This window comes from Merdimmobilis hominis, assembly GCF_900104615.1.
Classification (GTDB): Bacteria; Bacillota; Clostridia; order Oscillospirales; family Ruminococcaceae; genus Merdimmobilis; species Merdimmobilis hominis.
On the sequence record NZ_LT629939.1, the window covers coordinates 2099846 to 2112767 of the forward strand.

The 12922-nt window shown below is 59.2% G+C and carries 10 protein-coding genes; 8 read left to right on the forward strand and 2 right to left on the reverse strand.

The genetic code is table 11. From position 1 onward, the window contains the following. The first annotated feature begins 150 nt into the window (after positions 1 to 150). From pyrR to carB, 5 genes are read left to right on the forward strand one after another with little or no spacing between them, the layout of a single operon-like run. Positions 151 to 693 (forward strand): bifunctional pyr operon transcriptional regulator/uracil phosphoribosyltransferase PyrR, encoded by a 543-nt coding sequence (pyrR, locus tag BQ5353_RS10115; RefSeq protein WP_054331701.1) that lies wholly within the window; start codon positions 151 to 153, stop codon positions 691 to 693. After that, positions 690 to 1961 (forward strand): dihydroorotase, encoded by a 1272-nt coding sequence (locus BQ5353_RS10120; protein WP_071428121.1) that lies wholly within the window; start codon positions 690 to 692, stop codon positions 1959 to 1961. The genes pyrR and BQ5353_RS10120 overlap by 4 nt, the downstream gene beginning before the upstream one ends. 19 nt (positions 1962 to 1980) lie before the next feature. Beyond that, positions 1981 to 2910 carry an orotidine-5'-phosphate decarboxylase gene (pyrF, locus tag BQ5353_RS10125; RefSeq protein WP_071428123.1) on the forward strand — a complete coding sequence of 310 codons (930 nt, stop codon included), beginning with the start codon at positions 1981 to 1983 and terminating at the stop codon, positions 2908 to 2910. 20 nt (positions 2911 to 2930) lie between these two features. Beyond that, the gene (locus BQ5353_RS10130) at positions 2931 to 4034 is read left to right on the forward strand and encodes a carbamoyl phosphate synthase small subunit (RefSeq protein WP_054331596.1); all 1104 of its coding nucleotides are present in this window, start codon (positions 2931 to 2933) and stop codon (positions 4032 to 4034) included. Then, positions 4025 to 7225, forward strand: a complete 3201-nt coding sequence (carB, locus tag BQ5353_RS10135) for a carbamoyl-phosphate synthase large subunit (protein WP_071428125.1) — start codon at positions 4025 to 4027, stop codon at positions 7223 to 7225. The genes BQ5353_RS10130 and carB overlap by 10 nt, the downstream gene beginning before the upstream one ends. A 110-nt stretch (positions 7226 to 7335) precedes the next feature. Here the strand turns inward: carB and BQ5353_RS10140 are convergent, their stop codons facing one another. Next, a complete protein-coding gene (locus BQ5353_RS10140; protein WP_054331597.1) occupies positions 7336 to 8364 on the reverse strand; it encodes a threonine aldolase family protein in 1029 nt (342 codons plus the stop codon). Between the two features lie 41 nt (positions 8365 to 8405). Next, positions 8406 to 10238 (reverse strand): NAD(+) synthase, encoded by a 1833-nt coding sequence (nadE, locus tag BQ5353_RS10145; protein WP_071428127.1) that lies wholly within the window; start codon positions 10236 to 10238, stop codon positions 8406 to 8408. A gap of 421 nt (positions 10239 to 10659) precedes the next feature. On the opposite strand from nadE, the gene BQ5353_RS10150 reads away from it, so the two are divergent. From BQ5353_RS10150 to BQ5353_RS10160, 3 genes are all read left to right on the forward strand, one after another. Next, positions 10660 to 11466: a histidinol-phosphatase HisJ family protein gene (locus tag BQ5353_RS10150; RefSeq protein WP_054331600.1), complete on the forward strand. Its 807-nt coding sequence runs from the start codon at positions 10660 to 10662 to the stop codon at positions 11464 to 11466. Between the two features lie 257 nt (positions 11467 to 11723). Next, positions 11724 to 12386, forward strand: a complete 663-nt coding sequence (sdaAB, locus tag BQ5353_RS10155) for an L-serine ammonia-lyase, iron-sulfur-dependent subunit beta (RefSeq protein WP_074026341.1) — start codon at positions 11724 to 11726, stop codon at positions 12384 to 12386. A gap of 11 nt (positions 12387 to 12397) precedes the next feature. Next, positions 12398 to 12922: L-serine ammonia-lyase, iron-sulfur-dependent, subunit alpha (locus BQ5353_RS10160; RefSeq protein ID WP_204211306.1), on the forward strand; the 525-nt coding region annotated here is incomplete at its 3' end.

Below are 12922 nucleotides of genomic sequence, written 5' to 3' on the forward strand. Positions count from 1 at the left end.
GGCTGACAAGGTAGCGTCTTAACAATGGAAGAAAAGCAGGGAAGGGCAGAATGGGCCCTTTCTTCTGTGCTGGAACCATAAGACCTATCCGTCAGCGATGATGGATAGGTCTTTTTTATACAATAATGAAGAAAGAGAGGTGCTCGAATGCTGGTGGAAAAAGCCCGCATTTTGGATCAGTCGGCCATGGGACGGGCCATTGCCCGCATCTCCTTTGAGATTGTGGAGCGCAATAAAGGGGTGGACAACCTCTGCCTGGTGGGCATTATGAACGGCGGGGTGGATATCGCCCACCGGATTGCCCGGAAAATTGGGGAGATCGAGGGAAAACCGGTGGAGGTGGGGAAGTTGGATATCACCCCTTGCCGGGACGACGGGAGCAAATCCACCCAGGACCGGTCGGATATCCCCTTCGCCATTGAGGGCAAGCGGGTGGTGCTGGTGGACGATGTCATCTACACCGGCCGCAGTGTCCGGGCCGCCATCGACGCCTTGATGAGCCGGGGCCGCCCCCAGAGCATTCAATTGGCCGCGTTGGTGGACCGGGGCCACCGGGAGCTCCCCCTTCGGCCGGACTACATCGGCAAAAATGTGCCCACTTCCTCCCATGAGGTGGTGCAGGTAAAAACCATAGAACGGGACGGCGTGGATGCGGTTACCATCTGTGCCCCCAGTGAAGAGGTGGATGGATGAAAACACTGCTCATCAGACAAGCGCGGATTTTAGACCCCTCAAAAGCCATGGATATGGTGGGGGATATCTTGGTGGAGGACGGCAAAATTGCCGCTGTTGCCCCGAAGCTGGACAAAAAGGCGGACGAGGTCATCGAAGCCGCCGGATTGGTGGCTGCCCCCGGCCTCATCGACATGCACGTCCACCTGCGGGACCCCGGCTTCACCTATAAGGAGGACATCCTCTCCGGCTGCCGGGCTGCGGCTGCGGGCGGGTTTACCGCCGTGGCGGCCATGCCCAACACCAAGCCCTCGGTGGACAGCCCCGAGGTGATCCGCTACATCCTGGACAAGGCAGAGGGCGCCGACGCCCGGGTCTACCCCATCGCCGACATCACCAGAGGACAGTCCGGCGGGGAGCTGTGCGACTTCGCCGCCCTCAAAGAGGCGGGGGCCGTGGGCATCAGCGACGACGGGCACCCGGTGAAAAACGCAAAACTCATGTTGGAGGGCATCCGGGCCGGCAAGGGATATGGCCTTCTGCCCATCAGCCACTGCGAGGATATGGACATCATCGGCAAGGGGATCATCCACAAGGGCTGGGTCAGCGATAAGTTGGGAGTCCCCGGCATGGACCGGGCCAGCGAGGACAGTATCACCGCCCGGGAGATCGCTTTGGCGGACTCCATCGGCTGCCCCATCCACATCGCCCATGTGTCCACCAAAGGGTCGGTGGCCCTCATCCGGGACGCCAAGGCCCGGGGGGTGCAGGTCACCTGTGAGACCGCTCCCCACTACACCCTGCTGACCCACGAAGCGCTGTTAAACCGGGATGCCAACTGGCGGATGAATCCCCCCTTGCGGGAGGAGGAGGACCGGCTGGCTGTGATCGAGGGACTTCGGGATGGCACCATCGATGCCATCATCACCGACCACGCCCCCCACGCCGCCGAGGAAAAGGCAAACTTTGAGACCGCTCCCAATGGAATCATCGGGCTGGAGACCAGCTTTGCCGCCAGTTACACCTCTCTAGTAAAAACCGGGGTGCTCTCCCTGATGCAGCTTATCCGGCTGATGTCCACAAATCCGGCCGAACTCCTGGGGGTTCCCGGCGGCACCTTGGCTATCGGGGAGTGGGCGGACATCACCCTCATCGATCCCCAGGAGGAGTGGACCTTCACTGAGGCGGATATCCGCTCCAAATCCCGCAATACCCCGTTTTTGGGGACAACCTTCACCGGAAAGGTCAAATTCACCCTGCTTGGCGGCAGGATCACACATAGAGGCTAAGAGACGGAGGATATGAGATATGTCATTTGATCGTTTGATTGCGCGCATTGTGGAAACCGGAAACCCCACCGTAGTGGGCCTGGACCCCAAGTTGGATTACATCCCCGAACACATCAAGGAAGCGGCTTTCCAAGAGCATGGCAACACCCTCAGAGGGGCCGCTGAAGCCTTCCTCGCCTTCAACAAAGGCATCATCGATGCGGTGTGCGACATCGTCCCCGCGGTGAAGCCTCAGTGCGCCTACTACGAAATGTTGGGCTATGAGGGGATGCGCGCCCTCTATGAGACCATCCAGTACGCCAAGAGCCGGGGGATGTTCGTCATCATCGACGGCAAGCGCAACGACATCGGCTCCACCATGGAGGCCTATGCCGTAGCCCATCTGGGGGAGATCTCCATCAACGGCGCGGTGGCAGAGCCCTTTGGCGGCGATGCCCTGACCGTCAACGGTTACCTGGGCACCGACGGCATCAAACCCCTTTTAGGCATTTGCAATGCCAAGGACAAGGGCATCTTTGCCCTGGTGAAAACATCCAACCCCTCCTCTGGGGAGCTCCAGGACCGGGAGATCGACGGCGAGGCGGTATACAGCATCATGGCTGGCATGTGCGAGGCCTGGGGTGCTGAGTCCATGGGCCAATACGGCTATTCGGCAGTGGGCGCTGTGGTGGGGGCCACCTATCCCGCCCAGCTGGCAGAGCTGCGGAAAAAAGCCCCCCACACCTTCTTCCTGGTGCCTGGGTACGGCGCCCAGGGCGGAACTGCGGCCGATGTGGCTGGAGCCTTTGATGAGAAAGGCCTGGGGGCCATTGTCAACTCCTCCCGCGCCATCCTGACCGCATGGAAGAAGCAGAACGTCCCCGGTGAGGAGTACGCGGCCGCCGCCCGGAACGAAGCCATCCGCATGCGGGATGACATCACCCAGTACATCCCCAAAATCACACTGTAAGCAAGTAGGAGGAACATACTATGGAACAAGCGAAAAAAGCCTATCTCCTCCTGGCCAACGGCAAGGTGTTCGAAGGCTACTCCTTCGGTGCCCAGGGCAAAACCATCGGCGAAGTGGTGTTTACCACCGGCGTGGTGGGCTTCCAGGAGACCCTCACCGATCCCAGTTACTGCGGCCAGATCATCACCCAGACCTTCCCTTTGGTGGGCAACTACGGCATCAACGGGGAAGACTTTGAGTCCTCCCGCTCTTATGCCAAAGGCTATATTGTCCGGGAGTGGTGCGACGCCCCCTCCAACTTCCGCATGACCGAGGATTTGGACCAGTTTTTGAAGGAGCAGGGGGTCATCGGCCTCTACGGCATCGACACCCGCGCCCTGACCCGCATCCTGCGGGAAAACGGCGTCATGAACGGCTGTATCACCACCGAACTGCCTGAGGATAAAACCCAGCTGCTCCAGGAGATCGCCGATTACCGGGTCGCCAGCGCTGTGGAGGAGACCTCCTGCAAGGAAAGCCAGCCTTTCCCAGTGGAAGGTTCCAAATACACCATCGCCCTGTATGATTTTGGCTACCAATACAGCATCCGCCGCTGGCTGAACCGTCTGGGCTGCAGCGTTGTTGTGGTGCCCCCACTGACCAATGCCCAGGAGATCAAAGAACTCCATGTGGACGGCATCATGCTCTCCAATGGCCCTGGGGACCCGGCGGACAACCAGGCGATTATCGCCAATTTAAAAGAGCTGGCCAAAACCGGCCTCCCGATTTTGGGAGCCGGCCTGGGCCACCAGATGATGGCTCTTGCCATGGGCGGAGAGACTGTAAAAATGAAACATGGCCATCGGGGCGGCAACCAGCCGGTCACCGACCTGGATTTTGGAACTACCTTTATCACCAGCCAGAACCACGGCTACACCGTGACCTCTATTCCCCAGGAGATGGGCCGAATCAGCCACGTCAATGCCAACGACCAGACCTGCGAGGGCGTGCGGTACACTGTGTTCCCTTGCGTTACCGTCCAGTTCCATCCGGCGGTCTGCTCTGGGCCCCGGGATACCGATGGTCTGTTCCGGGAATTTGTGGAGTTGATTGAAAAGACAAAGGAGGATGCTGTATGCCGTTAAGAAGCGATATCAAAAAAGTCCTGGTGATCGGCTCCGGCCCCATCGTCATCGGCCAGGCCGCGGAGTTTGACTACGCGGGCACCCAGGCTTGCCGAGCCCTGAAAGAAGAAGGGCTGGAGGTTGTGCTTATCAACTCTAACCCCGCCACCATCATGACCGATAAAGCCATGGCCGACCACATCTACATCGAGCCCTTGACCATCGACACCGTCAAGCGGGTCATCGAGATCGAAAAGCCGGACAGCCTCCTTTCCACCCTGGGCGGACAGACCGGTCTGACCCTCTCCATGCAGCTGGATAAGGAGGGCTTCCTGGCCTCCCACAACGTCAAGCTGCTGGGCGCCAACCGGGAGACCATCGACAAGGCGGAGGACCGCCAGATGTTCAAAGACACCATGGAGGAGATCGGCCAGCCCTGCATCCCCTCCAAAGTGGTGGAAAACCTCCAAGACGGCATCGACTTCGTTGGGGAGATCGGCCTGCCGGTCATCATCCGGCCTGCATTCACCATGGGCGGCACCGGCGGCGGCATCGCCAACACCATGGAGGAGTTCCACGAGATCGCCGAGAACGGCCTGCGGCTTTCCCCCATCACCCAGATTTTGGTGGAGAAGTGCATCTCCGGCTGGAAGGAGATCGAGTTTGAGGTCATCCGGGATCGCAAGGGCAACAGCATCACCGTCTGCTCCATGGAGAATGTGGACCCGGTGGGCGTCCACACCGGCGATTCCATCGTTGTGGCCCCGGCGGTGACCCTCTCGGACAAAGAGTTTCAGATGCTCCGCTCCGCCGCCCTCAACATTGTGGGGGCCCTGGGGGTGGAAGGCGGATGCAACTGCCAGTTTGCCCTGCACCCCACCTCCTTTGAGTATGCGGTCATCGAGGTAAACCCCCGGGTTTCCCGTTCCTCTGCTCTGGCTTCCAAAGCCACTGGCTATCCCATCGCCAAGGTTGCCACCAAAATTGCCATCGGCTACACCTTGGACGAGATTCTCAATGCGGTGACCGGCACCACCTACGCCTGCTTTGAACCCGCTATCGACTATTTGGTGGTCAAATTCCCCAAATGGCCCTTTGATAAATTTGTCTACGGCAAGCGCACCCTGGGCACCCAGATGAAGGCCACCGGCGAGGTGATGTCCATCGGCGTCAATTTCGAGCAGGCCATGATGAAGGCGGTCCGCTCCATTGAGCTGAAGCTGGACACCCTCTCCATGCCCAAGCTGGCTCCCCACACCGATGAGGAAATCCATGGGCTGCTCCACAACTGCGACGACGAGCGGATTTTTGTGGTGTACGAGGCCATCAAGCGGGGCATCTCCCTGGATGAGATCCACCGCATCACCATGATTGACAAGTGGTTCCTCTCCAAGCTGCAAAAGCTGGCCCAGATGGAGAAGGGCCTCTCGGAAGGGGAACTGACTCAGGAGAAATACCTGGCCGCCAAAAAGAACGGATTCCTGGATTCCACCATCGAAAAGCTCTCCGGCCAGAGTTGTAAGGACTTCCACCGCTCTGCCAGCTTCAAGATGGTAGACACCTGCGCCGCCGAGTTTGCGGCCAAAACCCCTTACTTCTACTCCACCTACGATGAGGAGAACGAAGCCGCCCAGTTTGTGGAAGAGAACCACTCAGGCAAAAAGAAGATTCTGGTATTCGGCGCCGGCCCCATCCGCATCGGCCAGGGCATTGAATTCGACTACTGTTCGGTTCACTGCGTCTGGGCGCTGAAAGAGGAAGGCTGCGAGGCCATTATCGTCAACAACAACCCGGAGACTGTCTCCACCGACTTCGACACCTCCGACCGGCTGTACTTTGACCCCTTGACCCCCGAGGATGTGGACAGTATCCTGGAGGTGGAGAAGCCTTGGGGCTGCGTGGTCCAGTTCGGCGGCCAAACTGCCATCAAACTGACCAAACACCTGCAGGAGAAGGGCGTCAACATTCTGGGCACCAGCGCCGACAGCATCGACGCCGCCGAGGACCGGGAGCGGTTTGACGAGCTGTTGGAGAAATGCGGCATCCCCCGCCCCGCCGGCCACACCGTCTTCACCACCGAGGAAGCGGTCAAAGCCGCCGAGGATTTGGAATATCCCGTCCTGCTGCGCCCCTCCTACGTGTTGGGCGGCCAGAACATGATCATCGCCCATTCGGAGCAGGATGTGGTGGAGTACATGGAGATCATCACCTCCGGCGGGCTGGAAAACCCCGTGCTCATCGATAAGTACATGATGGGCACCGAGGTGGAGGTAGACGCCATCTGCGACGGCCATGACTACCTGATCCCCGGCATCATGGAGCACATCGAGCGGGCGGGCGTCCACTCCGGCGACTCCATCTCCATCTATCCGGCCCAGAACCTCTCCCAGAAGATCCGGGCCACCATCATCAACTACACCGGCAAGCTGGCCCGGGAGCTGAATGTCATCGGCCTGGTCAACATCCAGTATGTTGTCTACAAAGGGGAGGTTTATGTCATCGAGGTCAACCCCCGCTCCTCCCGCACCGTACCCTATATCAGCAAGGTGACTGGCGTACCCATGGTGGATTTGGCCACCAAGATCATGCTGGGCGCCAAGTTGGCCGATCTGGGCTACGGCACTGGCTTGTATCCCCATGCCGATTATGTGGCGGTCAAAGTCCCGGTGTTCAGCTTTGAGAAGCTCCACGATGTGGATGTCCACCTGGGGCCGGAGATGAAATCCACCGGCGAGGTGCTGGGCATCGGCCGCACCTTTGAGGAAGCGCTGCTCAAGGGTCTCAGCGCCGCCGGTTACAAGATGACCGGTGAGAAAAAAGGCGGGGTGCTCATCACTGTCCGGGATTCCGACAAGCAGGAGATCATCCCCATCGCCGAGAAGTTTGAGGCACTGGGCTTCACCATTTACGCCACCAGCGGCACTGCGTTGACCCTCAATTCCAACATGGTGGCGGCCAACACCGTCCGCAAGCTGGAGGAGGGCACCCCCAACATCCTGGATCTCTTTGAAGAGGATAAGATCGACTATGTGATCTCCACCTCCTCTAAGGGCCGCAAACCCATGGAGCACGCCGTCCAGATGCGCCGCAAAGCAGTGGAGCGCTCCATCCCCTGCCTGACCTCCTTGGATACCGCCAACGCCCTGGCCAATTGCCTGAGCCAGCACCGGGGCATGGAGGACGTCCAGCTGGTGGACATCACCACCATCTAACCCTTTCTGTCATCATACAAAGAGGAGGCTTTGGCCTCCTCTTTTTTCTTGCAAAAAGCGCCCCCTCCCGGAGTTTGTATCCGAAGAGGGGGCGCTTTTATTGGAATGGCTTAATTTTTCAGGGAGCGCAGGGTGGTGACAAACTCATGGCAGCGCTCTTCGGGGGTGGCCCAGGAGGTCACCAGCCGCACGGCGGTGTGGGTGTCGTCCACCTTGCCCCAAACGGTCACCCCATAATCCTTTTCCAGTTCCTGGAGCAGGTCGTCAGGGAAGATGGGGAACAGCTGGTTGGAGGGAGAATCCACCAGGAAGGGGTAGCCTGCCTGGGCGATGCCCTCCCGCAGGATGTCGGCCATGGCGTTGGCGTGGCTGGCCAGCTCCAGGTACAAGTCATCCTGGAAGAGGCAGCCGAACTGGATGCCCAGCACTTTGCCCTTGGCCAGCATAGCCCCCTTTTGCTTGATGTGCCACCGGAAGTCCTTCTTCAGCTCGTCGTTGCAGAGGACCAAGGCCTCGCCGATCATGGCGCCGTTTTTGGTGCCGCCGATGTAGAAGGCATCGCACAGCCGGGGCAGGTCGGGGAAGGTGAGGTCGTTCCCCTTGCAGCAGAGGGCGGAACCGATGCGGGCGCCGTCCATAAAGAGGTACATGCCGTGGGCCTTGCAGTAGTCATAGATGGCAGAGAGCTCGCCTTTGGTGTAGATGGTGCCCAACTCGGTGGAGTTGGAGATGTAGACCAGCCGGGGGCGGGGTGTGTGTTCTTCTTGATTGGCCTCATACACCTGGCGGATCAGGTCCACCGTCAGTTTGCCATCCGCTGCGGGGGCGGTGAGGACCTTGTGGCCGGTGGCCTCGATGGAGCCGGTCTCGTGGCAGTTGATGTGGCCGCTTTCCACGCTGATCACCGCCTCGTGAGCCCGCAGAAACGCGGAGATGGCGATGACGTTGGTCTGGGTGCCGCCGGGGATGATGTGGATGTCCACCGTTTCATCCTCCAGCTTTTTGCGGATGAGGGCGATGGCCTCAGCGGTATAGGGGTCCTGGCTGTAGCCATCGGTCTGGATAAGGCTGGTGTCTGCCAGCATCTTCAGGATGCGGGGATGGGCGGTTTCGCTGTAGTCGTTTTTGAAGCTGAACATAAGTTGTTACCCACGCTTTCTATTGAAGTTTTTAAAATAGGTCAGGATTGGGCGGCGTCCAGGCTGGCGGGGATGTCCTCCAGCAGGGCGGAGATGTTCAGGTCGCTGGGCAGGTAGAACACCGCGTTGTTCAAAGAGACGTCGGTGAGCACGGCGCTGTCCGGCGCACAGGAGCGCTTAAACTGCCCCAGGGCGAGCCGCCGCAGGAAGAAGATGAGCTTTTCCCGGATGTAGGCGGGGTCCAGCCGGCCGGAGAACGCCACGCAGGCGTAGTAATAGAGCTTGGAGGGCCGGAACCCATACTTCACCAGGTAGTAGAGGAAGAAATCGTGAAGGGCGTAGGGCCCCAGGATGTCCTCGGTTTTCTGCTGGATGTTGCCGGCTGCGTCAGGGGGGAGGAGTTCCGGGCTCACCGGGGTGTCCAGGATATCCCGCAGCACCTCAGCGGCGTCGCCCAGCAGTTCCGCCCGGGCGATATAGTCCACCATCCGGCGGATCATCGTCTTGGTGATGCAGACGTTGACGTTGTAGTTGGAAATATGATCCCCAGCAAAGGTGCTCCACCCCAGGGCCTCCTCCGAAAGGTCGCCGGTGCCCACCACCAGGCCGCCTACCGCATTGGCCAGGTCCAGAAGGATCTGGGCCCGCTCCCTGGCCTGGGCGTTTTCATAGGTGGTGTTCTTTTTGGCCGGATCGTGGCCGATATCCTCAAAGTGCTGGAGGACCGCCGCCTTGATGGAGATATCCCGGCCGGTTGCCCCCAGGTGCTCGATGAGGGAGAGGGCGTTGAAGTAGGTGCGGTCGCTGGTGCCAAAGCCGGGCATGGTAACCGCCACCACGTTCTCCCGGGGGAGATCCAGGGCGTCGGCTGCCGCGGCAGAGACCAGCAGGGCTAAGGTGGAATCCAGCCCGCCGGAGACGCCCACAACCATCCGGCTAAGGCCGGTGTTTTGCAGGCGGGCCGCCAAGGAAGCCGTCTGCATGGAAAAGAGTTCATCCAGGTAGGCATCGGCAGCTGCAGGGTCTTCCGGCAGGTAGGGGTCGGGGCGGACCGGCCGCAGGAGGCCCCGTTTCCCGCCTTGGGCGCCCACTGTGAAGGCCGGCTTTTTGCTGCGGGCATAAGCCTTCTGGGTGCGGATGACGTCGGCGTCCAGGTCGCATTGGCATAGCTCGCTCTCGTATTGGCTGACAAAACCGCCCAGCTTTTCCCCGCATTCATAGGCGAAGGCATAGCCCCGGTACAGCCAGGGGGAGGAGGTGTCTCCTACCCCGCCGTTGCAGACGGCGACAGCACAGCCCAAGGTCCGGGAGAGGACCCGTACCCCTTCCTCTGCCCGGGCGATGGAGCCGGCAGTCACCGGTTCGTAGGAGGGGCAGAGGATCAAGTCGCATCCGTTTTGGGCAAGGGGAACCGCCTTGAGGGGGAGTTCCAACGGGTTGCAGGGCAGGATGGAAAATCTCAAGTCCCCGCACTGGAACAAGGTGTCCGGCGGTAGGAAGAGCTCGCTCTCGGCGGTGGACAGATGGGCGGAATCCGCTACGTACCCCAGGAGCTTCCCCTGGTAAAGGACGGCGCAGGCGGCAACCACTTGGCCGTTGTCCCACACGGGAAGGCCCACGATGAGGTAGGCTGCCAAATCCCGGGAGGCGATGCGCAGATGGTCCAGCTGTTCCATGCAGCTTTCCAGCAGGGCTTGGTTGGAGAACAGGTTGCCGCAGCTGGGGGAGGAGAAGGCCAGTTGAGGGAACAGGATAATATCCGCCGGGGAATCCACCAGGGAATCCAGGGTGGTGGCGATGGATTCGTAGCAGAGCTGCGGGTTGGCCGGCAGCACGCGGTTGACGGCCAGGGCCAAACGGAGGATGGAATTCATAGTAATCACCTCGCTGTAGTTGTCTTAAGAGAAGAAATACAGGAAAAGCCGCTGCACCCAAGGAGGATTTCTCCCCCAATCATTGCCATGCAATTATTGTAGCACAATTTTCCCCGGGGATAAACACCGGCGGGGGAAAATCCCACCACGGGCTATCCTTTTTTAGCGGGTGGGGAGGGGAGCGCTTTACCTAGTTTTACAGGGAAAAAAAGGGCAAAATCCCGCAGGTTTGCCATAGGATTTCATCGTTTTGTTGTGCTACAATGAATAAAAAAGTATCGGGCGCCAAAAGAGGAAAGCTGGCTCAGCCCCGCTGGCAGGTGATTTCCTCCCGAAAAGTGTGCCGCCTAAAAGCTGCTTAAATGGCAAAGCCACAGCTTTGTACTATAGAGATTCTCCAAGAGACTGGAGGGATTGTAAAATGATTAACCTGTTCGACAGCCATGTGCACTCGGACAACTCACCGGATGGGAGCCACCGGATTACCCTGCTCTGCGAAACCGCGGTAGAGCGGGGGCTCTCCGGCATTTCCATCACCGACCACTGCGAGACCAACGAGTATGAGGAAGGCCAGTTTGAACTGCGGATGAAGCAGTCGATTTTTGAAACCAGGATGGCGCGGCACATCTTCCACGGCAAGCTGAGCGTTTCCATAGGGATTGAGCTGGGACAGCCCATGGACAACCTGCTTATCGCCGACCGGGCGCTCAACCTGGGGGATTACGACTTCATCCTGGCAGCCCACCACGGCCTGCTGGGGATGGGGGATTTCTGCAACATGGATTTTTCCCAGGTGGACATCTATCCCATGCTGGACCGGTATTACCAGCAGCTATACGACGTGGCCAGTTGGGGCGGCTTCCATGTGCTGGCCCATATGACCTATCCCTTGCGGTACATCACCGGCATTCAAGGCATTCCGGTGGATATGGACCGCTACGACGAGGTGATCGATGCGATCCTCCGGGTGCTGGCTCAGAATGGCAAGGGACTGGAGCTCAATGTCTCCGGCCTGCGCCATCCGCTGGGGGACACCATCCCCAACATCCGGTATTTCAAACGGTTCCGAGAACTGGGGGGCGAGGCGGTGACCATCGGGTCTGACGCCCACCGTGCGGAGGAAGTGGGACTCTGCATTGCCGACGGGATGGAGCTTTTGGAATCGGTAGGGTACCGTTATTTCTCCTTCTATCGCCGGGGAAAACCCATCCAGCTGCGCATTGTATAGCCCAGCGGGAATATTTACAGTGTCTGCAGACAATTTCCAATGGCTGATGCGCGATTTTTGTTGTGAACCCAGTCGGTTTATGGTATAATGACCGTGGTATATGGACAAATCCAAACATCTGCCCATGGGTGGCGGTTTGGGATAAGCCTACCCGCGGATGCACTGGCTGTTTGCCTTTCGCCGCGCGTGCGCATCTGTATCCCGGCAGTTTCCGGAGCGGTGCGACACGGATGAAATGAATTGAAAGGGTGGATTTTGTGGAATACAGCATCTTTTCCATACTGGGTCCTGTTATGATCGGACCTTCCAGTTCTCATACTGCCGGCGCGGCGCGGCTTGCCCGCGTGGCCCGCTCCATTGTGGGCAAACCCTACAATAAAGTGGAGTTCTACCTCCACGGCTCTTTTGCCCAGACTTACAAAGGACATGGCACCGACCGGGCTCTGGTGGCTGGCGCACTGGGCTTTAACGAGTCGGACGACCGGCTCTGCACCTCCTTTGCCATCGCCGACGAGATGGGCCTTGCCTACAGCTTCCAGCCGGTGGAACTGGAGGGCGCCCACGAAAACACCGTCATGATGAAGTTTTACCAGGATGATAAGCTGCTGAGCACCATCACCGGTTCCTCCATCGGCGGCGGCAATATCATTATCACCAATATCGACGGCTTTGATATCCAGTTCTCTGGAAAATTCACCACCATCATCCTCAAACACCGGGATCAAAAGGGCATTGTGGGAGAGGTGGGCACCACCCTTCTGGCCGACCGGATCAACATTGCCAATATGAGCCTGAACCGCACCGGCAAAGGCTTGGAGGCGACCACCATCATCGAGACCGATGAGCCGGTCAGCGACCACACCATCGAGCTGCTCAAGCAGATCGAAGGAGTGCTGGATATTATGGTAATCAATATTTAGGAGGCGCGCCTGTGTATAATTTTGGATATGAGCTCCTGGCTGTGGCCAAGGAGAAAAATATGAGAATCAGCGAAGTCGTGCTGCTCAACGAGACCGAGCAGACCGGCCGCACCCCAGAGGAGGTCAAAAACCGCCTGTGGGATTATTATGAGGTCATGGTCAACTCCGCCACCTCTGCCATTGAACAGCCCCGGGACACCATGGGTATGATGATCAAAGGCGACGCCCAAAAGATGAACAAATACATGCTCTCCGGCAACACCATCTCCGGCGATTTTATGAATAAGATGATGGCCCGGGCCCTTTCCTGCTCTGAGGTCAACGCCTCCATGGGCCGCATCTGTGCCGCCCCAACCGCCGGCGCCTGCGGCATTCTGCCCGCAGTGACCATGACGGTAGCTGAGCGGTTCGGCAAATCCAGAGATGAGATCCTGGACGCTCTGCTGGTGGCTTCCGGCGTGGGCCAGATCATTGTCAAAAACGCCACCGTCGCCGGCGCGGAAGGCGGCTGCCAGGTGGAGTGCGGCTCCGCAGCG

Coding starts and splice junctions, on each gene's coding strand:
- nadE (WP_071428127.1), bottom strand. CDS start 10,238: ATGAATTCCATCCTCCGTTTGGCCCTGGCCGTCAACCGCGTGCTGCCG.
- pyrF (WP_071428123.1), top strand. CDS start 1,981: ATGTCATTTGATCGTTTGATTGCGCGCATTGTGGAAACCGGAAACCCC.
- BQ5353_RS10120 (WP_071428121.1), top strand. CDS start 690: ATGAAAACACTGCTCATCAGACAAGCGCGGATTTTAGACCCCTCAAAA.
- carB (WP_071428125.1), top strand. CDS start 4,025: ATGCCGTTAAGAAGCGATATCAAAAAAGTCCTGGTGATCGGCTCCGGC.
- BQ5353_RS10140 (WP_054331597.1), bottom strand. CDS start 8,364: ATGTTCAGCTTCAAAAACGACTACAGCGAAACCGCCCATCCCCGCATC.
- BQ5353_RS10130 (WP_054331596.1), top strand. CDS start 2,931: ATGGAACAAGCGAAAAAAGCCTATCTCCTCCTGGCCAACGGCAAGGTG.
- BQ5353_RS10150 (WP_054331600.1), top strand. CDS start 10,660: ATGATTAACCTGTTCGACAGCCATGTGCACTCGGACAACTCACCGGAT.